Annotated in this window: 24 protein-coding genes and 1 tRNA gene; 13 read left to right on the forward strand and 12 right to left on the reverse strand. The window is 70.6% G+C overall.

What is annotated here, in order from left to right; translation table 11 throughout:
• The first annotated feature begins 41 nt into the window (after positions 1–41).
• The 8 genes from A5787_RS08925 to A5787_RS08955 all read left to right on the forward strand — a co-directional run bounded on the left by A5787_RS08925 (position 42) and on the right by A5787_RS08955 (position 7,921).
• A complete protein-coding gene (locus A5787_RS08925; protein ID WP_156763849.1) occupies positions 42–689 on the forward strand; it encodes a sensor domain-containing protein in 648 nt (215 codons plus the stop codon).
• 134 nt (positions 690–823) lie between these two features.
• Positions 824–2,083 (forward strand): ergothioneine biosynthesis glutamate--cysteine ligase EgtA, encoded by a 1,260-nt coding sequence (egtA, locus tag A5787_RS08930; RefSeq protein ID WP_066964807.1) that lies wholly within the window; start codon positions 824–826, stop codon positions 2,081–2,083.
• The gene (gene egtB, locus A5787_RS08935) at positions 2,080–3,375 is read left to right on the forward strand and encodes an ergothioneine biosynthesis protein EgtB (RefSeq protein ID WP_066964809.1); all 1,296 of its coding nucleotides are present in this window, start codon (positions 2,080–2,082) and stop codon (positions 3,373–3,375) included. The genes egtA and egtB overlap by 4 nt, the downstream gene beginning before the upstream one ends.
• A complete protein-coding gene (gene egtC, locus A5787_RS08940) occupies positions 3,375–4,073 on the forward strand; it encodes an ergothioneine biosynthesis protein EgtC (protein ID WP_066964811.1) in 699 nt (232 codons plus the stop codon). Before egtB ends, egtC begins: the two co-directional genes overlap by 1 nt.
• Entirely contained in the window at positions 4,070–5,035 is a 966-nt protein-coding gene (gene egtD / locus A5787_RS08945) for an L-histidine N(alpha)-methyltransferase (protein WP_066964813.1), read from the forward strand. The genes egtC and egtD overlap by 4 nt, the downstream gene beginning before the upstream one ends.
• Positions 5,032–6,174, forward strand: a complete 1,143-nt coding sequence (gene egtE / locus A5787_RS08950; protein ID WP_066964816.1) for an ergothioneine biosynthesis PLP-dependent enzyme EgtE — start codon at positions 5,032–5,034, stop codon at positions 6,172–6,174. Before egtD ends, egtE begins: the two co-directional genes overlap by 4 nt.
• Positions 6,175–6,364: 190 nt before the next feature.
• A complete protein-coding gene (locus tag A5787_RS28470) occupies positions 6,365–6,496 on the forward strand; it encodes a hypothetical protein (RefSeq protein WP_255361717.1) in 132 nt (43 codons plus the stop codon).
• A gap of 12 nt (positions 6,497–6,508) precedes the next feature.
• Complete coding sequence (locus A5787_RS08955; protein WP_197506993.1) at positions 6,509–7,921, forward strand: PE family protein; 1,413 nt, start codon at positions 6,509–6,511, stop codon at positions 7,919–7,921.
• Between the two features lie 24 nt (positions 7,922–7,945).
• Here the strand turns inward: A5787_RS08955 and A5787_RS08960 are convergent, their stop codons facing one another.
• Both A5787_RS08960 and A5787_RS08965 read right to left on the reverse strand, forming a co-directional pair.
• On the reverse strand, positions 7,946–8,623 hold the full coding sequence (locus A5787_RS08960) for a class I SAM-dependent methyltransferase (protein WP_066964823.1): 678 nt from the start codon (positions 8,621–8,623) through the stop codon (positions 7,946–7,948).
• Positions 8,624–8,641: 18 nt separating this feature from the next.
• Positions 8,642–10,114, reverse strand: coding sequence for a glutamate--cysteine ligase (locus A5787_RS08965; RefSeq protein ID WP_066964825.1), 1,473 nt, complete (start codon positions 10,112–10,114; stop codon positions 8,642–8,644).
• 182 nt (positions 10,115–10,296) lie between these two features.
• On the opposite strand from A5787_RS08965, the gene glpK reads away from it, so the two are divergent.
• On the forward strand, positions 10,297–11,763 hold the full coding sequence (gene glpK / locus A5787_RS08970; protein WP_231993909.1) for a glycerol kinase GlpK: 1,467 nt from the start codon (positions 10,297–10,299) through the stop codon (positions 11,761–11,763).
• A gap of 82 nt (positions 11,764–11,845) precedes the next feature.
• Here the strand turns inward: glpK and A5787_RS08975 are convergent, their stop codons facing one another.
• A complete protein-coding gene (locus tag A5787_RS08975; protein ID WP_066964828.1) occupies positions 11,846–12,550 on the reverse strand; it encodes a PadR family transcriptional regulator in 705 nt (234 codons plus the stop codon).
• Between the two features lie 203 nt (positions 12,551–12,753).
• Between A5787_RS08975 and A5787_RS08980 the strand changes: the two genes are divergently transcribed.
• Positions 12,754–13,143: a hypothetical protein gene (locus A5787_RS08980; RefSeq protein WP_066964832.1), complete on the forward strand. Its 390-nt coding sequence runs from the start codon at positions 12,754–12,756 to the stop codon at positions 13,141–13,143.
• Positions 13,144–13,145: 2 nt separating this feature from the next.
• Here A5787_RS08980 and A5787_RS08985 read toward each other — a convergent pair whose 3' ends face one another.
• Positions 13,146–14,021 carry an RDD family protein gene (locus A5787_RS08985; protein ID WP_066964835.1) on the reverse strand — a complete coding sequence of 292 codons (876 nt, stop codon included), beginning with the start codon at positions 14,019–14,021 and terminating at the stop codon, positions 13,146–13,148.
• A 36-nt stretch (positions 14,022–14,057) separates the two neighbouring features.
• On the opposite strand from A5787_RS08985, the gene A5787_RS08990 reads away from it, so the two are divergent.
• On the forward strand, positions 14,058–15,050 hold the full coding sequence (locus tag A5787_RS08990; RefSeq protein WP_066964838.1) for a stage II sporulation protein M: 993 nt from the start codon (positions 14,058–14,060) through the stop codon (positions 15,048–15,050).
• A gap of 17 nt (positions 15,051–15,067) precedes the next feature.
• On the opposite strand, the gene A5787_RS08995 is transcribed toward A5787_RS08990, so the two are convergent.
• From A5787_RS08995 to A5787_RS09015, 5 genes are read right to left on the reverse strand one after another with little or no spacing between them, the layout of a single operon-like run.
• A complete protein-coding gene (locus A5787_RS08995) occupies positions 15,068–16,390 on the reverse strand; it encodes a DUF58 domain-containing protein (protein ID WP_066964841.1) in 1,323 nt (440 codons plus the stop codon).
• Positions 16,390–17,367, reverse strand: a complete 978-nt coding sequence (locus A5787_RS09000) for a MoxR family ATPase (protein ID WP_066964844.1) — start codon at positions 17,365–17,367, stop codon at positions 16,390–16,392. Before A5787_RS09000 ends, A5787_RS08995 begins: the two co-directional genes overlap by 1 nt.
• Entirely contained in the window at positions 17,364–18,527 is a 1,164-nt protein-coding gene (locus A5787_RS09005; protein ID WP_066964847.1) for a DUF4350 domain-containing protein, read from the reverse strand. Before A5787_RS09005 ends, A5787_RS09000 begins: the two co-directional genes overlap by 4 nt.
• The gene (locus A5787_RS09010; protein ID WP_066964849.1) at positions 18,509–19,162 is read right to left on the reverse strand and encodes a DUF4129 domain-containing protein; all 654 of its coding nucleotides are present in this window, start codon (positions 19,160–19,162) and stop codon (positions 18,509–18,511) included. The genes A5787_RS09005 and A5787_RS09010 overlap by 19 nt, the downstream gene beginning before the upstream one ends.
• A 13-nt stretch (positions 19,163–19,175) precedes the next feature.
• Entirely contained in the window at positions 19,176–20,486 is a 1,311-nt protein-coding gene (locus tag A5787_RS09015; RefSeq protein ID WP_156763837.1) for a hypothetical protein, read from the reverse strand.
• On the opposite strand from A5787_RS09015, the gene A5787_RS09020 reads away from it, so the two are divergent.
• Positions 20,485–20,949 carry a GatB/YqeY domain-containing protein gene (locus A5787_RS09020; protein WP_066964854.1) on the forward strand — a complete coding sequence of 155 codons (465 nt, stop codon included), beginning with the start codon at positions 20,485–20,487 and terminating at the stop codon, positions 20,947–20,949. The two genes, A5787_RS09015 and A5787_RS09020, sit on opposite strands and share 2 nt — an antisense overlap.
• Positions 20,950–20,995: 46 nt before the next feature.
• Here the strand turns inward: A5787_RS09020 and A5787_RS09025 are convergent, their stop codons facing one another.
• From A5787_RS09025 to A5787_RS09035, 3 genes are all read right to left on the reverse strand, one after another.
• A complete protein-coding gene (locus A5787_RS09025) occupies positions 20,996–22,690 on the reverse strand; it encodes a selenocysteine-specific translation elongation factor (protein WP_066964856.1) in 1,695 nt (564 codons plus the stop codon).
• On the reverse strand, positions 22,678–23,970 hold the full coding sequence (selA, locus tag A5787_RS09030; RefSeq protein WP_066964858.1) for an L-seryl-tRNA(Sec) selenium transferase: 1,293 nt from the start codon (positions 23,968–23,970) through the stop codon (positions 22,678–22,680). Before selA ends, A5787_RS09025 begins: the two co-directional genes overlap by 13 nt.
• Before the next feature lie 18 nt (positions 23,971–23,988).
• Positions 23,989–24,083: transfer RNA gene (locus tag A5787_RS09035), tRNA-Sec, on the reverse strand.
• 27 nt (positions 24,084–24,110) lie between these two features.
• Between A5787_RS09035 and selD the strand changes: the two genes are divergently transcribed.
• Positions 24,111–25,103: a selenide, water dikinase SelD gene (selD, locus tag A5787_RS09040; protein WP_066964967.1), complete on the forward strand. Its 993-nt coding sequence runs from the start codon at positions 24,111–24,113 to the stop codon at positions 25,101–25,103.
• The last annotated feature ends 25 nt before the right edge of the window (positions 25,104–25,128 follow it).

A 25,128-nucleotide genomic window follows, 5' to 3' on the forward strand; every position in this document is an offset into this window, starting at 1 on the left:
CGATCTCGCTCCCGCCCCTGGCATGATCGAAACCCATGACCATGCGGATCTGGGCCGCGGTGGTGACCGTCGGCGTGGCGGTCGGAGCGGGGTGGGGCGTTCCTGTTGCCGCCGCGCACCCGTCGGAGCCCGGGGTGGTCAATTACGCGGTCCTGGGCAAGGGGTCGGTCGGCAACATCGTCGGCGGGCCGATGGGCTGGGAATCGACGTTCACCCAGCCCTTCCAGGGCTTCTCCGTCGACGTGCCGGTGTGCAACAACTGGGCGGACGTCGGGCTGCCCGAGGTGTTCGACGATCCGGATCTGGCGTCGTTCAACGGGGCGACCACCCAGACGTCGGCCAACGACCAGACCCACTTCGTCAAACAGGCGGTCGGGGTGTTCGCCAACAACGACGCCGCGGCACGGGCGTTCCATCGTGTCGTGGACCGGACCGTGGGTTGCTCGGGCCAGACCACCGCGATGCATCTGGACAACGGGAGCACGCAGGTGTGGTCGTTCGACGGCGGCCCGGCGACGGGTACCGACGCGAATTGGACCAAGCAGGAAGCCGGCACCGACCGGCGTTGTTTCGATCAAACCAGGCTGCGTGAAAACGTGTTGTTGCAGGCCAAGGTCTGCCAGTCTGGCAACGCGGGTCCCGCGGTCAACGTCCTGGCCGGGGCGATGCAGAACGCCCTGGGCCAGTAGCGTGGACCCGCGTACTCGGGTATGCCGTGACTGGGGAGTCCGGCGGGACGGGAATATGTCGGTGCGATCTGCAAGATGAAGTAGTGGCAATTAATTTTCCGACAGCTGCGCAACAAGCCCGAAGGGATCGTGATATGGCCTTTGCCGCCGTCCGCGCCCCCGCAGCCGAGATCGCCGACTCTGTTGCCGCCGCAAAATACATCGCCGAGGGCTGCCTGATCGATGCGCCGCTGCGGCGCATCGGCCTGGAGCTGGAGGGGCATTGCCACGACCGCGCCGACCCGCACCGCCGGCCCGGCTGGGACGAGATCGCCGATGTGCTCGAGCAGCTGCCCGCCCTGCCCGGCGGCAGCGTGGTCACGGTGGAACCTGGCGGAGCCGTCGAGCTGTCCGGCCCGCCCGCCGACGGGGTGGTGGCCGCCATCGACGCGATGCATCGGGATCAGGCGGTGCTGCGGTCTGCCTTCGCCGACGCCGGGCTGGGTCTGGTTTTCCTCGGGGCCGATCCGCTGCGGCCGCCGAAGCGCATCAACCCCGGTCCGCGCTACCGCGCCATGGAGCAGTTCTTCGGCGCCAGCCGCTCCGGGGAGGCGGGCGCGGCGATGATGACGTCCACCGCGTCGATTCAGGTCAACGTGGACGCCGGGCCGCGGGACGGCTGGGCGGCGCGGGTCCGGCTGGCGCACGCACTGGGCCCCACGATGATCGCGGTCTCCGCCAATTCCCCGATGCTGGGCGGCGAGTTCACCGGCTGGGTGTCGACCCGGCAGCGGGTGTGGGGCGACATGGACTCGGCGCGGTGCGGACCGATCCTCGGCGCCAGCGGCGACGACCCGGGCACCGACTGGGCGCGCTATGCGCTCAAAGCCCCGGTGATGCTGGTGCACGACCCCGACGCGGTGGCCGTCACGCGGTGGGTGCCCTTCGCCGACTGGGTGGACGGCCGGGTGTTGCTCGGCGATCGACGCCCGACTCTCGCCGACCTGGAATACCACCTGACCACGCTGTTCCCGCCGGTGCGCCCGAGGCAGTGGCTGGAGATCCGCTACCTCGACAGCGTCCCGGACGCGTTGTGGCCGGCGGTGGTGTTCACGTTGGTGGCGCTGCTCGACGACCCGGTCGCCGCCGACCTCGCGGCCGAGGCCGTCGAACCTGTGGCCACCGCCTGGGACACCGCGGCGCGGGTGGGCCTGCGCGACCGGCGGCTCCACGAGGCGGCCAACAAGTGCGTGGCCGTCGCTGCCGCGCGGGCGCCGGCGGAGCTGACCGAGTCGATGCAGCTCCTGCTCAGCGGCGTCGAGCAGGGCCGATGTCCGGGCGACGACTTTGCCGACCGGGTCATCGAGCACGGCATCGCGCCGGTGGTGGCGCGCATGGCGCAAGGCGGCTTGTGACGTCCCGGGAGAGGCTTGCCGACGACATGGCGCGGGCGCGGGCGCGCACGCTGCGACTGGTCGAGTTCGACGACGACGAGCTGTGGCGGCAGTACGACCCGCTGATGAGCCCCCTGGTGTGGGATCTGGCGCACATCGGTCAGCAGGAAGAGTTTTGGCTGCTGCGGGGCGGCGATCCGGCCCGACCGGGGATGTTGCCGGCGGCCGTTGAGGGCCTCTACGACGCGTTCGAGCATTCCCGGGCCAGCCGCGCGGAGTTGCCGCTGCTGTCCCCCGAGCGGGCGCGGTCCTACTGCCGCACGGTGCGGTCGGCGGCGCTGGACGCTTTGGACGCGCTGCCCGACGACCCCGCCGGCGAGCAAGCGGCGTTCGCCTTCGGGCTGGTGGTCAGCCACGAAAACCAGCACGACGAAACCATGCTGCAGGCGCTGAACCTGCGCACCGGCGCGCCGCTGCTGACCGACGGCTCCGCCCTGCCCGCGGGCCGGCCGGGGGTGGCCGGGACGTCGGTGCTGATCCCGGGCGGCCCCTTCGTGCTCGGCGTCGACGCCGCGAGCGAACCGTACTCGCTCGACAACGAACGCCCCGCCCACGTCGTGGACGTGCCGGCGTTCCGGATCGGCCGGGTTCCGGTCACCAACGGCGAGTGGCGCCAGTTCATCGACGACGGCGGCTACCACCGGCCCCAGTGGTGGTCCGAATTCGGCTGGCACCACCGCCAGACCGCGGGCCTGACCGCGCCGCAGTTCTGGAGTTCCGACGGCAAAACCCGCGCCCGGTTCGGCTACCTCGAGGACATTCCCGCGGATGAGCCGGTACAGCACGTCTCGTACTTCGAGGCCGAGGCCTATGCCGCCTGGGCCGGCGCGCGGCTGCCCACGGAACTGGAATGGGAGAAGGCGTGCGCGTGGGACGCGGCGACCGGCGCCCGGCGGCGCTACCCGTGGGGCGAGCAGGCGCCTTCCGAAGCGTTGGCCAATCTGGGCGGCACGGCGCTGCGTCCCGCGCCCGTCGGCGCATACCCCGCCGGCGCCTCGGCCTACGGGGTCGAGCAGCTGCTCGGTGACGTCTGGGAGTGGACCGCCTCGCCGCTGCGGCCCTGGCCGGGTTTCGTCCCGATGATTTACGAGCGTTACTCGCAGCCGTTCTTCGACGGCGACTACCGCGTGCTGCGCGGCGGCTCGTGGGCCGTGGAGGCGGCGATCCTGCGGCCCAGCTTCCGCAACTGGGACCATCCGGTCCGCCGCCAGATCTTCTCCGGTGTCCGCCTGGCCTGGGATGTGGGCGACTGATGTGTCGTCACCTGGGCTGGCTCGGCGCGGACGTGACCGTCGCCTCGCTGGTGCTTGACCCGCCGTGCGGGTTGCGCGTGCAGTCATACGCCCCGCGCCGCCAGAAGCACGGTCTGATGAACGCCGACGGCTGGGGCGTCGGGTTTTTCGATCGCGACGTGCCCCGGCGCTGGCGCAGCCCGGCGCCGCTGTGGGGCGATGTGTCGTTCGACTCGATCGCGCCGGCGCTGCGCAGCCACTGCGTGGTGGCCGCGGTGCGCTCGGCGACCGTGGGGATGCCGATCGAGGCCAGCGCGACCGCACCATTCACCGACGGCCGTTGGCTGTTGTCGCACAACGGGATCGTCGATCGTTCGGTGCTGCCGCCCACCTCGGCTGCCGAATCGTCTTGCGACAGCGCAATACTCGCGGCCACCGTCTTCGAGCATGGGCTCGACGCGCTGGGCGACACCATCGCCGAAATCGGCGCCGCCGACCCGCTGGCGCGGCTCAACGTGTTGGCCGCCGACGGCTCCCGGCTGCTGGCGACCGCCTGGGGGGACACCTTGTTCATCCTGCGCCGCGACGACGGGGTGGTGGTGGCCAGCGAGCCCTACGACGACGCGCCCGGCTGGGAGGACGTGCCCGACCGGCACCTGATCGAGGTCACCTCGGCGGGCGTCAGGATGACGCCGCTCAATTCGAAAGGGTCTCAATGACGCTGACGCTGTCCAACCACCTCGCCGCCGACTCCGCGTATCACACGCTGCGTCGCGACGTGCTCGACGGCCTGCAGCAAACGCCGAAAACCTTGCCGCCCAAGTGGTTCTACGATTCGGTGGGCAGCGACCTGTTCGACCAGATCACTCGGCTGCCCGAGTACTACCCGACCCGCGCGGAGGCCGAGATCCTGCACGCGCGGTCGGGCGAGGTCGCCTCGGCCAGCGAGGCCGACACCCTGGTCGAGCTGGGCGCCGGGACGTCGGAGAAGACGCGACGGCTGCTGGACGCGCTGCGCGACCGCGGTTCGCTGCGCGGGTTCGTGCCGTTCGACGTCGACGCCAGCGTGCTGTCCGCCACCGCCACCGCCGTCCAGAGCGAATACCCGGGCATCGAAATCAACGCCGTCTGTGGGGATTTCGAGGAACACCTGACCGAGATCCCCGACGGTGGCCGGCGGCTGTTCGTGTTCCTGGGATCGACGATCGGTAACCTCACGCCCGAGCCGCGGGCGGAGTTTCTGGCCACCCTGGCCGGGGTGATGCGGCCCGGGGACAGCCTGCTGCTGGGTACCGACCTGGTCAAGGACACCGAACGGCTGGTGCGCGCCTACGACGACGCCGCCGGGGTGACGGCCCGGTTCAACCGCAACGTGCTCGCGGTGATCAACCGGCAACTCGACGCCGATTTCGATGTCGAGGCCTACCACCACGTGGCGCGCTGGAACACCGACGAGGAACGCATCGAAATGTGGCTACGAGCCGGCCGGGGCCAGCGGGTCCACGTCGGCGCGCTTGACCTGACGGTCGACTTCGCGGACGGCGAGGAAATGCTCACCGAGGTGTCGTGCAAGTTTCGCCCGGACGGGGTCAGCGCCGAACTGGCCGAGGCCGGGCTGCGTCGCGTCCGGTGGTGGACCGACGCCGCGGGCGACTTCGGGCTGTCGCTGGCGGTTAAGTGACGGCGGATTCGCTGGCCGACCGGTGGCGGGCGGCCCGTCCGCCGGCGGCCGGGCTGCACCTCGACAGCGCGGCCTGCTCGCGTCAGAGTTTCGCGGCGCTCGATGCCGCCGCCAAGCACGCGCTGCACGAGGCCGAGGTCGGCGGCTACGTCGCGGCCGAGGCGGCGGCCCCGGTGCTTGACGCGGGGCGGGCCGCGGTCGCGACGCTGTGCGGCATGCCCGACGCCGAAGTCGTGTTCACCACCGGCTCGCTGCACGCGCTGGATCTGCTGCTGGGCGCTTGGCCGGCCGATCGGCGCACGCTGGCCTGCCTGCCCGGCGAATACGGGCCCAACCTGGCCGTGATGGCCGCCCACGGGTTCGAGGTGCGCACCTTGCCGACCCTGGACGACGGCAGGCTGGCGCTCGACGACGCGGCATTCCAACTCGACGAGGACCCGCCGGATTTGGTCCACCTCACGCCCCTGGCCAGCCACCGGGGCGTGGTGCAACCCCTTGCCATGGTGGCCACGCTCTGCCGTCAGCTCGGCGTGCCGCTGGTGGTGGACGCCGCGCAGGCGCTGGGGCACATCGACTGCGCCGTCGGCCCCGACGCCATGTATTCGTCGTCGCGCAAATGGATCGCCGGGCCGCGCGGCGTCGGCGCCTTGGCCCTGCGGCCGGGCCTGATGGATCGGCTGACGCCGCGGCTACCGGCACCGCCCTGGGCCGGGAGCCTGTCGGTCGCGCAGCAGCTCGGCTTCGGGGAAGCCAACGCCGCTGCGCGCGTCGGCTTTTCGGTTGCCGTCGGCGAACATCTGGCCTACGGGCCGGAGTCGATCCGTGCTCGGTTGGCCGAGGTCGGCGACATCGCCCGCACGCTGCTGGCCGACATCGACGGCTGGCTGGTGGTCGAAGAGACGGAGGAGCCGAGCGCCATCACCACGCTGGCCCCCGTCGACGGCGCCGACCCCGAATCGGTGCGGGCATGGCTGCACGCCGAGCGGCGCATTGTGACGACCTACGCGGGGGTGGCGCGGGCGCCGGACGAACTGTCCGCGCCGGTGCTGCGGATCTCGCCCCACGTCGACACCACGGCCGACGACCTGGAGAGCTTCGCCGAGGCGCTGATCGCGGCGACCGCGGCGACCGGCACCTAGCGGTGCGGCCGGGCCGCGGCCCGAAGAAACCGATCTGGGAATTCTGGCCGCCAATTTTGACGGAAAGTATGAAAAGCACTGTGCTTATTAGGCACGTGTGCGGTAGGTTTTTCCGTAGCGCGCGCCCGGGTCAAGGGTCGGCCCGCGACGGCACGCCCTTCGATGACGAGCGGGTGAGAAAGGGTGCCGGATGAGTTCCGATCCGATGCCGGAGGCGGCGGCCTGGGATGGGCTGATCGGCGAATTGGGTTCGGCCGCAGCGTCGTTCGGCTCGGTGACCCCGGCGCCGGCGGGCGCGTACTTCTCTTTGCGGGGTGCGTGAAAGGAGATGGAGATGTCGTATCTGATCGCCGTGCCGGACGTGGTGCAGGGTGCAGCTCAGGACTTGGCAGGTATTCGTGCCTCGCTGACCGAGGCCGCCGCGACCGCGGGCCCCACCACGGGGATAGCGGCGTCCGCTGCGGACGAGGTATCGGTCGCGATCGCGTCGCTGTTCGACAGCGCCGGCCGGCAATTTCAAACCCTCAACGCTCAAGCACAGGCGTTCCACGCGGAGTTCGAAAGCCTGTTGGGTGCCGGCGCGGCGGCATATGTCAGCGCCGAGGCTGCCAATGCAGGGCAAGTGCTGGGCAACGCGGTAGCCGGTGGCGGCCAAGCGGTCCCCGCGGCGGCTGTACCCGCCGCGACCTATAGAACCTTCAACCTCTTCAACGGCGCGCTTGACATCAATATCGGGACGGGTGGCATTCAATTCACGATCAGCACGCCCGGGGTCATCCTGCCGGCAGTGCACGTACCTCCGATAAACGTCGCCGCCTTCAATCTGCCCCAGCTCACCATTCCACCCATAAACATCCCGGCCGGCTCCACGGTCGCCAATGTCACGGTGAGTCCGTTCAGCTTGCCGCAACTGTCGATACCGTCAATCAGTATCCCGGCCGGCACGACCCCGGCCACCATCACCGTCGGCGCATTTGACCTGCCGCAGATAACGACCCCAGCCATCACGGTGCCGCCGATCAACCTGCCCGCGGTGACCATACCGGCGTTCCAGACGCCCCTGATCCAGGTGACAGGGTGGAGCCTGCCTTCGATAACCGTTCCCCAGATCAATCTTCCCCAGATACAGATCCCGGATATCAATGTCCCGGGTGGCGGCCAGACGGTGGTCCATCTGCATACCGGAAACGTCCTCTTCCCGGACTATGACATCAATCTTCAGTCGTTCGATTTCGCACCATCACTTGGCTTCAACACACCTGGCTTTATCACCCCCTTCGTCATCCCCAGTATCCAAATCGGGGCTCTCACCCTGCCGTTCCTGAACATCAGTAACCCGAGCGGCGGCAGCTACGTGTTCCCGTCCATCGGCCTTTCCGGCTTCTCCATCCCGTCGGTCACCGTTCCGCCCATCGCCGTCGGCGGTTTCACACTGCCGCAGGTCAGCTGGCCGGCGTTCACCACGGCACCGCTGACCATCCCGCCGATCGGCGTGGGCGGTTTCACGCTGCCGCAGGTCAGCTGGCCGGGGTTCGCCACGGCTCCGCTGACCATCCCGCCCATCGGCGTCGGCGGCTTCAGCTTGCCCGACGTCAACGTCCCCCAAATCACCCTCGCGCCCGTCCAGCAGGAGCAGTTCCTGATCCCGCCAATACCCACCTGGTTGAACGGCGCGACCGTCATCGCGAACGACTTCGTTGGAATCGTGGAAGACGTCGCGGCCAGCCTGCTGGGCGTGGGCCCCTGACCCGCGCATGGCGCGGTTGAAACCTCAGCCGGTCTTGTGCGCCGTCAGCAGGTAGGCGGGCAACTTCATCCGGCCCTTCTCGTCGCGGTCGTGCGGGGGAAATTCGAACGGCGCGTTGGGCAGCTGGGGAATGTTCGCGTGGATGTAGGCGGGCCGGATTTCGTCGATGTCCCAGTACTTGCTCACCGCGGCGCGCAACTCGTCCTCGTCGACCTCGTTGGGCTTCGGCTCCATCTCGGCGGGGAAGGCGCCGTTGGCGAACACCAGCACGAAATAGCCGGCTCCCGGGGCGGCCGCGCGGTGGATCGAGCTCAGGTAGCCGTCACGGCCCTCCACCGGTAGCGAATGGAACAACGTGCTGTCGACGACCGTGGAAAAGCGTCCGTCGTATCCCGTGAAGGACGTGATGTCGGCCTGCACGAAACTGGCCGTGCTCAGGCCGCGTTCCTGCGCCGCCCTGGTGGCCGCCGCGACGGCGGTCGGCGTGAGGTCGATGCCGACCACGGTGTAGCCCTGCGCGGCCAGCGCCAGCGACAGCTCGGCGAAGCCGCACCCGGCGTCCAGCACGTCGCTGCGGAACTTTCCGCCCTCGATCAGCGCCGCCAACTCCGGCTGCGGCTCACCGATATTCCACGGCGGCGGCCCCTCGAATTCGCCGTCCTCGCGATAGGCACCGTCCCAATCCATGATGTCGGACGACATGGTTACCCCTTTGCGCTGCTATAGATCCCAGGTGTGCACGGGCTCGTTGGCGTGCATGTGTTCGCAGTACCGCCGCAGCATCTCGGCCAGTGCCGCGGGCCGGCTCATGCCGCCGTCCTCCAGGGTACGCACGGTGGAGACCTGCCAGGTCGCCCCGTTGCGGCCGGCACGGGCGCGGCCCTCGATGACGCCGAGGAAACGGTCGCGCACCTCGGCGTCGACACCCCAGCGGCGCAGGCCGTCGTCCGCGATCGGCAGCAACGTGTCGAGGACCAGTTCCCGGGCCGTCACCTTGCCGATGCCGGGCCAGAGCAGGCGGGCGTCGATGCCGTGGCGCGCGGCCGCGAGGAAGTTCTCCCGTGCCACAAGGAAACCCATCCTGTTCCACAGCGGGTCCGGGGCCTCGGACAGGCCGCGCAGTAACCCGTAGTAGAAGGCGGCGTTGCCGAGCATGTCGATGACCGTCGGGCCGGCCGGCAGCACCCGGTTCTCCAGCCGCAGGTGCGGACGCCCGTCGACGACGTCATAGACCGGGCGGTTCCAGCGGTACACGGTGCCGTTGTGCAGGCGCAATTCCCCAAGCTGCGGGGTGCGCCCGGCGGCCAGCTCGGCGACCGGGTCTTCGTCGGACACTTCCGGCAATAGGGACGGGAAGTATTGGATGTTCTCTCCGAACAGGTCGAGCACGGAGGTGATCCACCGTTCGCCGAACCACACCCGCGGTCGCACACCCTGGGCCTTGAGCTCCTCAGGCCGGGTGTCGGTGGATTGCGAGAACAACTCGATGCGGGTCTCCGACCACAACTGATGACCGAAGAAATAGGGGGAGTTGGCCGCCAGAGCCAGCTGCGGTCCCGCCAGCACCTCGGCTGCGTTCCAGTTGGCCGCGAATTCCTCGGGTGCCAGCTGCAGATGCAATTGCATGCTGGTGCAAGCGGATTCGGGTGCGATCGTCGCGGCGCGCCAGCTCAGCGGCTCTGGGCCGGAGATCTCGATCGGGATGTCCTCGCCGCGGGCGGAAAAGATCGAATCGTTGAGGGCCGCGTACCGCTTGGATTCGCTCATCCAGTTATGGTCGAGATGCTCGGGCATCAGCGTGGGCAGGATCCCGATCATCACGATGTGGGCCCCGCCGGAGTTGGCTTTCAGCTCGGCGTCGTTGAGGCTGGCCCGCACCTCGGCCTCCAGGTCCAGGCCGGTGTGCCCGGGCAACGGCCGGGGCGGGACGTTGAATTCGATGTTGTAGGCGCCCAATTCGGTCTGGTAGGCCGGATCCGCGATGGCGTCCAGCACGACACGGTTCGACATGGCGGGCTGGTAGTCGGCGTCGACGAGATTGCACTCGATCTCCATGCCGGTGAGCGGCCGGTCCGCGTCGAACCGCGACTGCGCGAGCATCGTCTCGAAGACGTTCAGGCACAGCCGCACCTTGCGCCGGTATTCCTCCCGCTGCGCGCGGTCGTACGTGGTGCGCTTGACCTCTTCGCCCACAACGCCGATGGAACAGGTTTACCGGCCGCAACGCAAGGGCGACAGGCTGACCTGTGCGGACGGGCGCCGGGCGGGTAGACCATCATGGACGTGCACGTCTGACATGGGTGGAGGAGAGCTCGTTGGCCGAGTCCGCGGAATTCGTAGCCGCCATCGATCAGGGCACCACGAGCACCCGGTGCATGATTTTCGATCACGACGGTGCCGAAGTGGCCCGCCATCAGCTCGAGCACGAGCAGATCCTGCCGCGCGCCGGGTGGGTCGAGCACGACCCGGTGGAGATCTGGGAGCGCACGTCGTCGGTGCTCATGTCGGTGCTGAACCGAGCCAATCTGTCGTCGAAGGAGCTTTTGGCCCTGGGCATTACGAACCAGCGGGAGACGACGCTGGTATGGAACAAACGAACCGGACGGCCGTATTACAACGCGATCGTCTGGCAGGACACCCGCACCGACCGGATCGCGTCCGCGCTGGACCGGGACGGTCGCGGCGATGTGATTCGCCGCAAGGCCGGCCTGCCGCCGGCGACGTATTTTTCCGGCGGCAAGCTGCAGTGGATCCTGGAAAACGTCGACGGGGTGCGCGAGGCCGCCGAAAGCGGTGACGCCCTGTTCGGCACCGCCGACACCTGGGTGTTGTGGAATCTGACCGGCGGCCCGCGGGGTGGCGTGCACGTCACCGACGTGACCAACGCCAGCCGCACGATGCTGATGAACCTGGAGACGCTGGACTGGGACGACGAGCTGTTGTCGTTCTTCTCCGTTCCGCGCGCGATGCTGCCGGCGATCGCGCCGTCGTCGCCGCTGCAGCCCTACGGCGTGACGCTGGAGTCCGGGCCCTTTGGCGGCGAGGTGCCGATCACCGGCGTCCTCGGCGACCAGCACGCGGCGATGGTCGGCCAGGTGTGCCTGGCCGAGGGGGAGGCCAAAAACACCTACGGCACCGGCAATTTCCTGCTGCTCAACACCGGCGAGACGATCGTGCGGTCCGACAACGGGCTGTTGACCACCCTCTGCTATCAGTTCGGCGACGCCAAACCCGTTTACGCGCTTGAGGGTTCGATAGCGGTCACGGGCTCGGCGGTGCAGTGGTTGCGCGATCAGCTGGGCATCATCAGCGGTGCGGCACAGAGCGAGTCGCTGGCCCGTCAGGTCCCCGACAACGGTGGCGTGTATTTCGTCCCGGCATTTTCCGGTTTGTTCGCCCCGTATTGGCGATCCGACGCACGCGGCGCGATCGTGGGGCTGTCGCGGTTCAACACCAACGCGCACCTGGCCCGCGCGACGCTGGAGGCGATCTGCTATCAGAGCCGCGATGTGGTGGACGCGATGCAGGCGGATTCCGGTGTGCGCCTTGAGGTGCTGAAGGTCGACGGTGGCATCACGGGCAACGACTTGTGCATGCAGATCCAGGCCGATGTGCTGGGTGTGGACGTGGTGCGGCCGGTGGTCGCCGAGACCACCGCGCTCGGTGCCGCCTACGCGGCGGGGCTGGCCGTCGGGTTCTGGGCGGACCCGTCCGATCTGCGGGCCAACTGGCAAGAGGACAAGCGCTGGACGCCGACGTGGGACGACGACCAGCGCGCCGCGGGGTATGCGGGCTGGCGGAAGGCGGTGCAGCGGACCCTGGATTGGGTCGACGTGTCCTAGCGTCGCTACCGCGAGCGCGCGTGTTTGTACGACGACACGCCGTGTCGGCTGTACATCTGCGCGCGCTCGCGGAGGGACCGGGTTAGTCCTCGCCGAGGATGCCGTACACCTCGCGGCGGGCATTGTTGAGGATTTCAACGATGCGCTGCTGCTGCTCGGCGGTGGCGGTATGCGCGGATTGCGCGACCGCGCCGAACAACTGGCCGATCGCGGCCCGCAGGTTGACCTGGCCGGGATCGGCGCCTTCGGCGATCTCGTCCCACGGTGGGGTCTCGATCTTTTCGGCCGCCGCGCGTCCCTCGTCGGTCAGCGTGAAAAGCTTTTTGCTGCCGCCGGTTTCGGTGGCGCTGACGAGGCCTTCGTCGTCCAGCAGCTGCAGCGTCGGGTACACCGACCCGGGGCTGGGCCGCCAGATTCCGTTGCTGCGCTCGGCGATCTGCTGAATCATTTCGTAGCCATGCATCGGCCGCTCGGCCAGCAGGGCCAAGATGGCCGCTCGCACGTCACCGCGGCGTCCACGGCCGCGGCCGCCACGACGCGACCCGCGCCGGCCACCCGCGCCGAAGCCGAATCCCGGGCCGAAGCCCGGCCCGAATCCGGGGCCGAAGCCCGGCCCGAAACCGGGGCCGAAGCGGTCGCCGCTGTGGTCGCGGAGGTGTTCGCGGAATTCCCGCCGGGCCTGGCGCCTGGCGTCGTGCAGGGCGCGCCGGTCCACCGGGCCGGGGCCGAATCCGAAACCGGGCCGCCCGGCGAACGGTCCCTCGGGGGGAGTGAATGGGTTACTCATGTTGGTAGTCCTTACGTTTTGGGGAAGGCACAGGTCGTGCGCTTCGGAGTATCACGATATATCGTAAACTAACGCGATGCAACAAGATATTCCGAGGAGAGCGTGGAAGACGCCGCACCGGCCACCTGAACTGCGGAAACACATAGCGACGACGCCGCGACGGCGCGGTTTGCCTCCCGCGGACTGCGGGTAGGAACTGAGGGATGGACGCTAACAACAACCTGACCGTCGGCAGCGGAACCCGGGGCGTCGCCGAGCCCACGCCGGGCGACGGCGGCCGCGGCCGCAACGCGCGGCCTTGGGTCAACTGGGGGTTGGCGCTGGCGATGGTGCCCGCCGCGGCCATCGTGATGCTCTTCGCGCTCGGCGCGGTGATGAGCACCGACGGGTGTAGTGAGCGCACGTGCCCGAACCTGGGCCGCGGCGGCATCGATTTCGGCGTCGCGTTCTACGGCGCGCCCGTCGTGGCCTTCGTCGTCATCGTGATCTCGTTCTTCACCGCCAAGCGCCGCGGGGGGATCGCGGTTCCGCTCGCCGGCTGGGCGCTTCTGGTCCTCGACGTCGCCCTGATGGCGGCGGCCGTCTCCGGCTAGGGCTAGACCGGCGGGGCGAAGTCACCCGGCTGCGGCTCCGGCGCGGCCGGGCCAGGCTGCGACCAGGGCGCGCCCGTTGGTGGTGCCGCCGGCCAGCCGGGCGGAGCCTGCTGCGGCCAGGGCGCCGCGGCGGGCATCGCGGGGCGAAGCCGCGCCAGCTCGCGGCGGTGTCGCTCGGCGAGCACCGCGGCCAGCACTAGCTCCGGCGGGGCGCCGGGCGGCGGCGGCGGGGCGATGCGCGACACGACGTCACCGGCGATTCGGTACGCCATCTGCTGGCGTAGGTGGCGGTCGAGTTGCGGTGCGCGGGAGAGGAATTGGCGCGCGACCTCGGCCTGACCGGGATCCAGGCCGGACAGCTGCAGCGAGGACGCCCACCATGCCAGTGACGGTGGCATCACGGGCGGCGGGTCGGAGCGCGGCCCGCGTTCGCTGATCACGACGGTGCCGGCAAAGACGTCGCCGATGCGTTTGGCCTTCGGCGACAACAGGCTGCAGATGACGGCGGGACTTCCCGCGAGCATCCAAATTTCGACCACGGAAGCGAGCGCGCGAAACAGCGCCTGTCGGAAGCGTTCTGGGCCGCCGTCGTCGGACACCACGCGCAGCCCCATCACGATCTTGCCGACCGATCGCCCCCGCGTGGCGGTTTCGAACAGCAGCGGATACCCGACGATCACCAGGACCGTGAAGATGAGCAGGATGGCGGCGCTCAGCGCGCTGTCGAACTGGGTGAGGGTGGCCGCCCACAACATCAGGCCCAACACGTAGCCGACGAAGATCACCGAGATATCGATCAGCGCGCCCACCGCCCGCACCGGCAGCTGGGCGATCTGCACATCGAGCACCACGGCGTCCCCGGTGACCACCTCCGACATAACACCGAACGGTACAGGGCGATTAGGCTGCGCAGGGTGGACGTCGACGCATTCGTGCTGACCCATCGCGGAACGTGGGACCGGCTGGACCAATTGGTCAAAAGACGCCGATCCCTGACCGGCGCCGAGGTCGACGAAATCGTCGAGCTCTACCAGCGGGTCTCCACGCATCTGTCGATGCTGCGGTCGGCGTCCTCCGACTCGCTGCTGATCGGTCGGCTCTCCAGCCTCATCGCGCGGGCCCGGTCGGTGGTGACCGGCGCCCACGCGCCGCTGAGCAGTACGTTCGTCCGCTTCTGGACGGTGTCGTTTCCGGTCGTCGCGTACCGCACCTGGCGGTGGTGGGTGGGCACCGCGGTGGCGTTTTTCGCCGTCGTGGCGGTCATCGCGATCTGGGTGGCCGTCAATCCGGAGGTGCAGGCCGCGCTCGGAACGCCAAGTGACATAGACGAATTGGTCAACCACGATGTGGCGTCGTATTACAGCGATCACCCCGCCGCGGCGTTCGCCCTGCAGGTCTGGATCAACAACTCCTGGGTCTCCGCCCAGTGCATCGCCATGTCGGTCGTGTTGGGGCTGCCGATCCCGATCATCCTGTTCAACAACGCCGCCAACCTGGGCCTGATCGCGGGGCTGATGTTCCAGGCCGGCAAGGGCGGCATCCTGCTGGGGCTGCTTGCCCCGCACGGGCTGCTGGAGCTCACGGCGGTATTCCTGGCCGGGGCGACGGGGATGCGACTGGGGTGGTCGGTGATTTCGCCCGGGGACCGGCCGCGTGGGCAGGTGCTCGCCGAGCAGGGCCGCGGAGTCGTCTCGGTCGCCGTCGGGCTGGTGGCCGTGCTGTTGGTCTCGGGATTGATCGAAGCTCTGGTGACGCCGTCCCCGCTGCCGACGTTCGTCCGGGTGGGCATCGGAGTCATCGCCGAGGTGGCGTTCCTGTCCTACATCGTGTACTTCGGCCGCCGCGCGATGAAGGCCGGCGAGACCGGCGATGTCGAAGATGCGCCCGACGTCGTCCCGACCGGCTAGGCAGCTCGGCTCGAAAGCTAAAGCCGGCCAGTGGCTTTCATCGCCAGGTAGTGGTCGGCGAGGGCGGGCGCGATCTCGGCGGGAGGCGCGTCGACGACTTCCACCCCGCTGTGGCGCAGCCGGGTGGCGATCGCGCGCCGGTCGTTGCGGGAGCGTTCAGCGGCCGCCGCGTCGTAGACCGCCGCCGCGTCCGAGCGCCCCGCCGCCAGCTGGTCGACGCGGGGGTCGCCGACGGCGGCGATCATCACGTGGTGTTTGGCCGACAGCTGGGGCAGCACCGGCACCAGCCCCTCGTCCAGCGCGGTTGCGTTGAGGTCCGTCAGCAGCACCACGAGCGAACGGCGCCTGGTGCGCCGCAGCACGGCGGCAACCATTGCACGCCAATCGGGTTCGATCAGCGCCGGTTGCAGCGGGGCCATCGCCTCGACCAGCTGGGCGAGCAGCTCGGTGCGCGACGCGCCGAACACGGCGGCGCGGCTCACCCGGTCGTGGGCGAGGAAGTCGACGTGGTCGCCGGCCCGCGACGCGAGCGCGGCCAGCAGCAGCGCGGCGTCCATCGACCAGTCCAGCCGGGGCCAGCCCGCCGGATCGGCGGCCGTCGGGTCGACGCCGACGCGCCCCGCCGCCGTGCGCCCGGTGTCGAGCACGATCACCACGCGCCGGTCGCGTTCGGGCCGCCACGTGCGGACGACGACGTCGGCGCGGCGCGCGGTCGCGCGCCAGTCGATCGAGCGCACGTCGTCGCCGACGACATACTCACGCAGCGAATCGAATTCGGTGCCCTGCCCGCGTATCAGCGTCGGCAGGAGGCCGTCGATCTCGCGCAGCTTGGCCAGCCGCGACGGCAGGTGCTTGCGCGACAGGAACGGCGGCAGCACCCGGACCTGGCCGGGCGCCGACTGCGAACCCTGCCGGCCGGCCAGCCCCAGCGGTCCGACGGACCGGGCGGTGACGAGCGCCGCCCGCTGATCGCCGCGACGAACCGGTCGCAGCCGCGTCTGCACGCGCTGGTGTTCCCCGGCGGGGATGCTGACGGCATGACTGCGCGGTTCGGCGCGCGCGCTGGGCGGCCAGGCGTCGCGGACCTGACCGCGGAACCGGCGGCGGCCGTCGTTGTGAATCACCAGGTCCATGTCCACCTGCTGCGCGAGCCGCGCCGAACAGTCCGGCGACCGGGCATAGCGCAGCCCGCGGGGGCTGGCCGCCAGCGCCGCGTCGGTGATCACCACGGCACAAAGGACGAGCAGCAGGACGACGAAAGCCCTTGCGGGCCAGGGTGCCGCCGCGATGGGCAGGACGCAGATCAGCGCCACCAGCCCGGTGCGTCCGGTCAGGACCACTAGCGGGGCACCGGAACCGACGCCAGGATTCCATCGAGCACGCCGTCGGGCGTGGCCCCTTCGAGCTCGGCCTCCGGGCGCAACATCACCCGGTGCCGCAGCGTCGGGCGGGCCATGGCCTTCACGTCGTCGGGGGTGACGTAGTTGCGGCCGGACAGCCACGCCCAGGAGCGGGCGGTGGCCAACACCGCGGTCGCTCCGCGAGGCGACACCCCCAGCTGCAGCGCGGGGGAGGAGCGGGTGGCGCCGACGATGTCGACGATGTAGCCCAGCACCTCGTCAGCGACCAGAACCTGTTGCACCGCTTGGCGTCCGGCGGCGAGCTCGGCGGCCCCAGCCACCGGCTTGATCGCCGACAGGTCGCGGGGGTCGAAGCCGTGCGCGTGCCGGGCCAGGATGGCGATCTCCGCGTCGCGCGCCGGCAGCGTCACGTTCAGCTTGAGCAGAAAGCGGTCCAGTTGGGCTTCGGGCAGCTGATAGGTGCCCTCGTATTCGATCGGGTTCTGCGTCGCGGCGACGATGAACGGGTCGGGCAGCGGCCTGGCTTCACCTTCCACGCTGACCTGACGCTCCTCCATGGCCTCGAGCAGCGCGGCCTGCGTTTTGGGCGGGGTGCGGTTGATCTCGTCGGCCAGCAGCAGGTTGGTGAACACCGGGCCCCGCCGGAATTCGAACTCGGCGGTGCGGGTGTCGTACACCAGCGAACCCGTCACATCGCCCGGCATCAGGTCGGGGGTGAACTGCACCCGCTTGAACTCGAGCTGCAGTGCGGCCGCCAGCGACCGCACCAGCAGCGTCTTCGCCACTCCCGGAACGCCTTCCAGCAGCACGTGGCCGCGACACAGCAGCGCGATCACCAGCCCGCTGACCACTCCCTCCTGCCCGACGACGGCCTTGGCGAGCTCGGCTCGCAACGCGAGCAGCGCCTCGCGCGCCGAATCGGTAGCGGGCGTCTGGGTGGTAGATGGTTGCGTCACGTGTGTGTGACCTGCCTTTCGATGTCGTCGAGCGCGCGGGCAAGGTGTAACAGGTCCTGGTCGGTGGCCGGGGGTGGCCCGAACAAGTGGTAGGAGACGAATCCCGGGTCGGTGCCGCCGCGTTGGGCCACGGTCGCCACCACCGCCGGTGCCGGCGCGCCCGGGCCGAGGCCCAGGCGGGGAAGCAGCCGCTGCACGGTCGCGGTGCGTAAGGCGGCGGCGGCGCGATCGCGGGCCCGCCGCGACCGGTAGAGCCGGCCGCGACCCTCGACGGTCTCCGAAGCCCGAACCACGACGGGCAACTGCTCGGCCACCAGCGGCCCTGGCCGGCGGCCCTTCCACAGGGCGACCAGCAGCACGACCAGGCACAGCTGCCACACGATCCAGGTGACATTCTCCGGGATCAGATCGAAAACCGATGACGGCGCGGATGTTTCGCCCTCGATGCGGTGGGGCGCGTACCAGACGAGGCGGGGCCGGTCGCCCGCGAGGTTCATCGCCAGCGCGGCGTTGCCCGCCTGCAACAGGCCCCCATTGGTCATGAAGTCGGTGTTGCCGACGGCCGTGACGGTACGCCCGTCGTCCCGATAGCGGATCAGCACCCCGTCGTAACAACTGGTCACGGCGCGGGCGTCGGCGGCCTGGTAGGTGTCGCTCGGCCCGAAGCGAGCGGTCCCGGCGCGAATAGCCTCGCGCAGAGTGCAATTCGGGTTGCTGTCAAAGGAGATGCTCCCGACCGATTTCCGCACGCCCGGCATCAGCGCTTCGCGGGTGCGCGCCGTCGGTTCCACCAGCAGCAGATCGCCGGGAACCCCCGCCAACCGGTCCAGCATCGTGGCGTCGGTGAGGAACTGGCTCTGCGCCACCAGGATCTGTGTGCCGGGCCGCGCCGCGCGTTCGACGTCGCCGATGGTGTCGGCGACCACGACCTCGACGCCGCCGTCGCGCAGCAGCGTCACCAGCCCGCGCGCCCCGTCGGGCAAGGTCGATTCCGGGTCCATCCGGTCGCCGGGCCGCGGTGCGGTCAGGTAGGCGCCGAGGCCGGCGATGGCGGCGAGCGCCAGGATGGTGAGAACCGCCCAAGCCCACGGCCCCCAGCGCCGTGCGGCCCCGGCTGCCGGACGCGCCGCGACGGTGGCCGTCACCGGACCTGCGCCCATGCTTCGGTCGCGGCGGACCGGCCCGCCATCGGCGGTGTGGCCGGTGCGCGTGATTGCAGGTGGTCGTCGAGGCCGGCGATCATCCGGTAGGCGGCCTCGGTGCCGGGCCGCTCACCATACGTCACATCGTTGAATGCCGTTGCTGCCTGGGACAATTCGTCGGCCAGGTGGGGAAGCGCAGCGCCGGCGTCCCGGGCCAGCTCGTTGGCGGTGCGGCCCGGAGCCGCTTCCAGGACGCCGGTCTCCTCGAGCTGGCGCGCGACGGCGCGCAGCCGGTGCCGAATCGCCGCAGACCAATTCCCCTCTGCGGCATAGCTTTCGGCGGTAGCGCGATGCTGGGCCGCGGTGAGTTGGGCGGCCTCGAACAGCAGGTAATCGCCGCCACGGTTGGTGCGTATGGTGCGCCTTGCGATGTGGATGCCGACCACCACCGCGACCGCCAGCAGGATGAGGAGGATGGTGGTGGTGAACCATCCGCCCGGTATCTTCGCGGTCTTTTCGAGCAGCCGGTACAGCATTTCGTTGACCCACTCGGCGAATTGTCGGGCCGCGGAACCCTTGGAGTAGATCGGCTTGTTCAGCTCGAGTTGTGCGGCCTGATGGGCGGCATCGCGGTCGATGTCGATGGAAGGCACGGTCAGTGAGTCCTCAAACCGGCCGGGTCAGCCACAGGTTGTCGGTGGACTCGACCGCGTAGGGCCCGCCGGCGGCGCCGCTCTGCAGCACCAGGTCGAACGCCTCGGCCCGCATCCGGCGGTCGGTGTAGAGCAGCACGATGACACCGGCGTTGAACGGCGCGGTGATGATCTGGCCGATCGCCGTCCCGACGGCGCCGATCGCGGTGCCCAGCAGCAGCCCTCCCGTGGACGGGCTCATGGTGGCGAGCAGGATCTGGCCGCCGATGGCGAAGGGCGCCGCAACGGCGTTGCCGATGAAGGACGCCACGATGAAGGTCAGGGTCCGGATCCCCAACACCCGCCAGAAGCCGCCACGGACCAGCGCGAACGATCGGGCGACCGCCTCGAAGACGGGCAGCCGCTCCAGGACGATCAGCACGGGCGCGAACAGCACCACGGTGTACAGGTAGACCAGCAACGCGATCACCACAAGCACCAGCGGCAGGCCCAGCAGCAACGCGGGCGCCGGCCCGCCGGCCACGGCCAACAGCGCGATGGCAACCGTCACCAGCCCGAAAAGAACCGCCACCACGGCGGCTTCCAGCAGCGCCAGCCCGAGCAACGGCACCAGCCGCCCCCGGATCTTGATCCAGGTTTCACCGATGGTGATCGGCGATCCGAACACCGCCCGGCCCACGATGACGGTGAGCATGCCGGACAGCAGCATGCCGCCGAGCCACGTGACCAGCATCCCGGCGGCCATCGACGCCATCCAGGCGCCCACGATGCCGCCGCTCAGCTCGTTGGAGCGCGCGATCGTGATCCTGCCGTAGGCGGCCAACGGGCCGAACGTCGCCGCCAGCGAGATCAGTTGCATGAGCACGACCACCATCGCGGTCAGTCCCAGCGTCGCCCGCGGGTTGGCTCGGACGTAGCCGACCGCGCCGTTGAAGATGTCGCTGAGCGTCAGGGGGCGCAACGGGATGATCCCGGGTTTGATCGCCCCGGGAACCAACTGCGGCTGACCGTAAGGCGCCCCGTAACCGTAAGGCGCCCCGTAACCGTAAGGCGCCCCGTAACCGGGCGGTGGGCCGTAGCCGGGCGGTGGGCCGTAGCCGGGCGGCGGGCCGTAGCCGGGCGGCGGGCCGTACCCCGGAGGGGGGCCGTACCCGGGAACAACCGGATAACCGGGCGGCGGCGCGTTCACCGTGTGCTGAGGCCTTCGAGGCCTTCGCAGCCACCTTCGCAACCGGGCCAGTCGTTCGTCATGGGCTCCATCCTGTCGGCGGTCCGGGCATTTCACAATCTTGACCGGTGCCCCGGCGCGTAGCGTCTCAGGCATGGCGGAACTGAAATCCCGGCTGCGGGCCGACCTCACCCAGGCGATGAAGGCCCAGGACAAGTTGCGAACCGCGACCCTGCGCATGCTGCTGGCCGCGATCCAGACCGAGGAGGTCTCGGGCAAGCAGGCGCGCGAGCTTTCCGACGACGACGTCATCAAGGTGCTGGCCAGGGAATCGCGGAAGCGTGGGGAGGCCGCCGAGATCTACACCCAAAACGGTCGCGGTGAGCTCGCCGCCAACGAGCACGCCGAGGCGCGGGTCATCGACGAGTACCTGCCCACGCCGCTCACCGAGGCCGAACTGGCCGACGTCGCCGACACCGCGATCGCGCAGGTCGCCGAGGAGATCGGGGAGCGGCCGGGCATGAAGCAGATGGGCTTGGTGATGAAGGCGGCCACCGCGATCGCGGCCGGCAAGGCCGACGGCGCGCGGCTGTCGGCGGCGGTGAAAGAGCGACTGTAGGCCACTGCGTCGGGACCCATTCCCCCCGCAACGCCTTTCGCGCCGATCAAACGACCGTCCGGGTGCCGTCTCCGCCGCGCCTCGTGGCGTGTTGCGCGTCGAGTTGCTCCAGCAATGGCACCGCGACGCGCCTTGTGGTGCCCAGCGCGCGGCGCGCCTCGCTCACGGTGAACGGTTGGGGCAGCGTGGCGAGGACCCTCGCCGCTCGGTCCAGCGCGTCGGGTCCCAGCACGACACCGTCGGCGATCCGGGTCAGCCGCCCGGCGCGCACCGCCGCGGCCAGCTCGCGGGGGCCGAGCTTCAGGTCGGCCAGTTCGTCGGCCTCCGGCGCGCGGAAGGGCTCGGCGGCCAGCCACTCCTCGATCGCGCGCACGGCCTTGTCGACGCGGGGCGGCAGGCTCGCGCCGGGTGCGCGGACCAACCCGTCGACCACCTCGACGCCGGTGCCGGCGATCAGCGGCGCCAAGAGCTCGGCTGCGGGGAGCCCGGCTCGCTGGCGCAGCGCCTCCAGCGGCATTCCCGCCGCGATGTCGTGCTCGTCCGCCCAGCGCCGCACGGCCGCGGTCGCGCAGTCGCGGCGGTCGGCCCACCACCGCGGGTCCACCACCCAGTCGCCCACCCGAAGGCCGCAAAGCGGCAGGCCCATCGCGCGCAGTTCGCCCGCCCGCGCGCAGTCGGGCGTGCGGGCGCGGCCGGTCGCCAGTTCGGCGGCGCGGTCGCGGGCCGCGCCCCGGCGGCGCAACCCCGGCGGCCGCACGTCGAGTACTTCGACGCCGGCCGCGATCCGGTGCTCCCCGGAATCGCGCAGCAGCCCGACATCGGAAACCCGCAACGGCAGCGGCCTCGCCAGCCGCAGCCGCGCCGCGGCCTCGCCCAGCTGACGCACCTGCACCGGTACCGCGGCGGACCCGATGTGCAGGACGAGCTGCCGGTGCAAAGCGTCCGGCGATCGCAGCCCGACGTCGATCTCCGCGGTGTCCAGCCAAACGCCCGGCGTCCGAACGGTATCCCCGCGATCGATCTGGTGGCGGTCCACGCCGCGCAGGTTGAGCGCGACCCTGGAAACCGGGCCCACCGCGTCGGCAGCGCGGCCCAGCGACTGCAGCCCGCGGACGGTGACGCGCCGCCCGGCCAGCTCCAGCTCGTCGCCCACCCGCACCGTGCCTGCGGCCAGCGTGCCGGTCACCACCGTGCCCGCGCCCCGGACGGTGAAGCGGCGGTCGACCCACAGCCGCACGTCGGCGCCGGGGTCCGGGGTGGGCAGCCGGTCGGTCAGCGCCAGCAGTTCGGCCCGCACCCGATCCAGGTCGGTGCCGATCACGACGGGCGCGTCGCCCAGCGACGTGGCGGCCAACCGCTCGGACACCTGCGCGACGGCCGGGCCGGGATCGGCGAGGTCGGCCTTGCTGATCACCACCAGGCCGTGGCGCACCCCGAGCGCGCCCAGCGCCGCCAGGTGCTCTTCGGACTGTGGCATCCAGCCCTCGGTGGCTGCCACCACGAACACGACGGCCGGGACGGCACCCACCCCGGCCAGCATGTTGGCCACGAACCGCTCGTGGCCCGGCACGTCGACGAATGCCAGCTGACGTCCGCCGAACTCGGTCCAGGCAAAGCCCAGGTCGATGGTCAGGCCCCGGCGCTGTTCCTCGGCCAGCCGGTCCGGCCACATGCCGGTGAGCCGGTGCAGCAGGGTCGACTTGCCGTGGTCGACGTGCCCCGCGGTGGCTAGGACGAACATGCCAGCACCGCGGCCGCCAGCAGCGCGTCGTCCTCCGGCGCCACGGTGCGCAGGTCCAGCAGGCACCGGCCGGCCTCGATGCGACCGACCACCGGTGGGCTGCCGGCCCGCAACGCGGCGGCGTACGACTCGGGCAGGCTCACGGCGGCGCTGGGCAGCTCGACGCCCGGCGCCCCGCCGCCGCCGACGGCCGCAACGCACTCCACCGCCAGTGCGCCGGGCAACCGAGCGGCAAGCGACTCGGCGCGCGCCCGCAGCCGCGCGACGTCCGCGGCCAGCGCCTGGTGCACCGGCGTCGGGGGGCCCGTCAGGGTCGCCTCCAGCGCGGCGAGGGTGAGCTTGTCGACGCGCAGGGCGCGCGCCGACGGGTGCCGGCGCAGCCGCTCGATGAGCCCGGCGTCGCCGAACAGCAGGCCGGCCTGCGGGCCGCCCAGCAGTTTGTCGCCGCTCGCGGTGACCAGGTCCGCGCCATCGGCCAGCATCGACGCCGCGTCCGGCTCGTCGGGCAGCGCGGGATGCGGGGTCAGCAACCCGGAGCCGATGTCGACCACTAGGGGTACGTCATGTTCGCCCAAGAGGCCCGCCAGCTCGCCGACGCTCACCGCCGAGGTGAACCCGGCGACGTGGAAGTTCGACGGGTGCACCTTCAGCACGAAACCGGTCTCCGGCCCGATCGCGTCGGTGTAGTCGCGCGGGCTGGTGCGGTTGGTGGTGCCGACCTCGCGCAGCCGCGATCCGGTGGCCGCCAGCAGCTCGGGGATGCGGAACCCGTCGCCGATTTCGACGAACTCGCCGCGGCTGAGCACGATCTCCTTGCCCGGCGCGAGCGTGACGGCGGCGAGCAGCAGCGCGGCGGCGTTGTTGTTGACGACGTGCACGCCCCCCGCGCCGGGCACCGCCCGGGCCAGGGCGGCCAGCGCGCCGCGACCCCGGCGCGCGCGCCGGCCGGTCGCGAGGTCGAACTCGACGTCCGTGGTGCCCGCCGCGGCGACCACCGCGTCCACGGCGGCCCGCGACAGCGGCGCCCGGCCCAGGTTGGTGTGCACCACCACCCCGGTGGCATTGAGGACGGGCCGCAGGCTGGATGCCGTGGGCGGCAGCGCGGCGACCGCGCATTCGGCGACGCGCTCGGGCTCGATCTCGCCGGCCCGCGCCCGCTGCTGGGCGTCGGCGATCACCGCCTTCACCAGCGCGCGGCCCAACACCCGCTCGGCCTGGGCGAGGCGCGGATCGGCGAGCAGTGTGTCGGTGCCGGGCACCCGCCGGCGCGGGTCGCTCATGTCGGGCTCGAAGGAGTATGGCGGAGGCGGACGGGAATCGAACCCGCCAGCGGCAGCGTCTGCCGTTCGACGGTTTTGAAGACCGCGCCGATCACCAGACCGGACACGCCTCCTCGGACCATGCGGACAATTATGTATCCGTGGCCTACCGACTGACTCAGTACGCCCACGGCGGCGGCTGCGCGTGCAAGATCCCCCCCGGGGAGCTGGAGGACGTCGTCCGCGGGTTGGGGGCGAGCGTCCCGCGCGACCCGCTCGGCGAATTGCTGGTCGGGCTGGACCACGGCGACGACGCGGCCGTGGTGCGCCTCGAAAACGGCACGGCGCTGATCGCGACGACGGACTTCTTCACCCCGGTTGTCGACGACGCCTACGACTGGGGGCGCATCGCGGCCGCCAACGCGCTGTCCGACGTGTACGCCATGGGCGGGCGACCGGTGGTGGCGGTGAACTTGCTGGGCTGGCCGCGCGACGTGCTGCCGTTCGAGCTGGCGGCCGAGACGCTGCGCGGCGGGCTGGACGTGTGCGGCCTGGCCGGCTGCCACCTCGCCGGTGGGCACAGCGTCGACGACCCCGAGCCCAAGTACGGACTGGCCGTCACCGGGGTCGCGGACCCGAACCGGTTGTTGCGCAACGACTCCGGCAAGCCCGGCATCCCGCTGTCGCTGACCAAGCCGTTGGGGATCGGTGTGCTCAACAGCAGGCACAAGGCCACCGGCGAGCGCTTCGAGCAGGCGATCGAGGCGATGACCACGCTCAACGCCGCCGCGGCCGCCGCGGCACTGGCCGCCGGTGCCGAATGTGCCACGGACATCACCGGATTCGGTCTGCTCGGTCACCTGCACAAGCTGGCGCGGGCCAGCGGCGTCACGGCGATCGTCGACGCGACGGCCGTTCCCTACCTGGAGGGCGCGCGGGAGGCGCTGGCGGCGGGCTACGTCAGCGGCGGCACGCGGCGCAACCTCGACTGGGTGGCGCCGCACGTCGACCTGTCGGGGGTCGGCGAGGACGAGGCCCTGTTGCTCGCCGACGCGCAGACCTCGGGCGGGCTGCTGATCGCCGGCGAGATCCCGGGCGCGTCCGTCATCGGTGAGCTGGTGCCGCGCGGCGAGCACACCATTGTGGTCCGCTGAGCGAGCGGGGTTTCGACGCCGCGCA

It is taken from the genome of Mycobacterium sp. 852002-50816_SCH5313054-b (assembly GCF_001667185.1).
GTDB lineage: Bacteria > Actinomycetota > Actinomycetes > Mycobacteriales > Mycobacteriaceae > Mycobacterium.

Excerpts from the sequence above, each read along its gene's own strand:
- A5787_RS08925 (WP_156763849.1), top strand. The coding sequence starts at position 42 with ATGCGGATCTGGGCCGCGGTGGTGACCGTCGGCGTGGCGGTCGGAGCG.
- egtC (WP_066964811.1), top strand. The coding sequence starts at position 3,375 with ATGTGTCGTCACCTGGGCTGGCTCGGCGCGGACGTGACCGTCGCCTCG.
- selA (WP_066964858.1), bottom strand. The coding sequence starts at position 23,970 with ATGAGCGACCCGCGCCGGCGGGTGCCCGGCACCGACACACTGCTCGCC.
- A5787_RS08955 (WP_197506993.1), top strand. The coding sequence starts at position 6,509 with ATGTCGTATCTGATCGCCGTGCCGGACGTGGTGCAGGGTGCAGCTCAG.
- A5787_RS09015 (WP_156763837.1), bottom strand. The coding sequence starts at position 20,486 with ATGCCTGAGACGCTACGCGCCGGGGCACCGGTCAAGATTGTGAAATGC.
- A5787_RS09025 (WP_066964856.1), bottom strand. The coding sequence starts at position 22,690 with ATGTTCGTCCTAGCCACCGCGGGGCACGTCGACCACGGCAAGTCGACC.
- A5787_RS08975 (WP_066964828.1), bottom strand. The coding sequence starts at position 12,550 with ATGAGTAACCCATTCACTCCCCCCGAGGGACCGTTCGCCGGGCGGCCC.
- egtA (WP_066964807.1), top strand. The coding sequence starts at position 824 with ATGGCCTTTGCCGCCGTCCGCGCCCCCGCAGCCGAGATCGCCGACTCT.
- glpK (WP_231993909.1), top strand. The coding sequence starts at position 10,297 with ATGATTTTCGATCACGACGGTGCCGAAGTGGCCCGCCATCAGCTCGAG.
- A5787_RS08985 (WP_066964835.1), bottom strand. The coding sequence starts at position 14,021 with ATGTCGGAGGTGGTCACCGGGGACGCCGTGGTGCTCGATGTGCAGATC.
- egtD (WP_066964813.1), top strand. The coding sequence starts at position 4,070 with ATGACGCTGACGCTGTCCAACCACCTCGCCGCCGACTCCGCGTATCAC.
- A5787_RS09005 (WP_066964847.1), bottom strand. The coding sequence starts at position 18,527 with ATGGGCGCAGGTCCGGTGACGGCCACCGTCGCGGCGCGTCCGGCAGCC.
- A5787_RS28470 (WP_255361717.1), top strand. The coding sequence starts at position 6,365 with ATGAGTTCCGATCCGATGCCGGAGGCGGCGGCCTGGGATGGGCTGATC.
- A5787_RS08960 (WP_066964823.1), bottom strand. The coding sequence starts at position 8,623 with ATGTCGTCCGACATCATGGATTGGGACGGTGCCTATCGCGAGGACGGC.
- A5787_RS08980 (WP_066964832.1), top strand. The coding sequence starts at position 12,754 with ATGGACGCTAACAACAACCTGACCGTCGGCAGCGGAACCCGGGGCGTC.
- A5787_RS09020 (WP_066964854.1), top strand. The coding sequence starts at position 20,485 with ATGGCGGAACTGAAATCCCGGCTGCGGGCCGACCTCACCCAGGCGATG.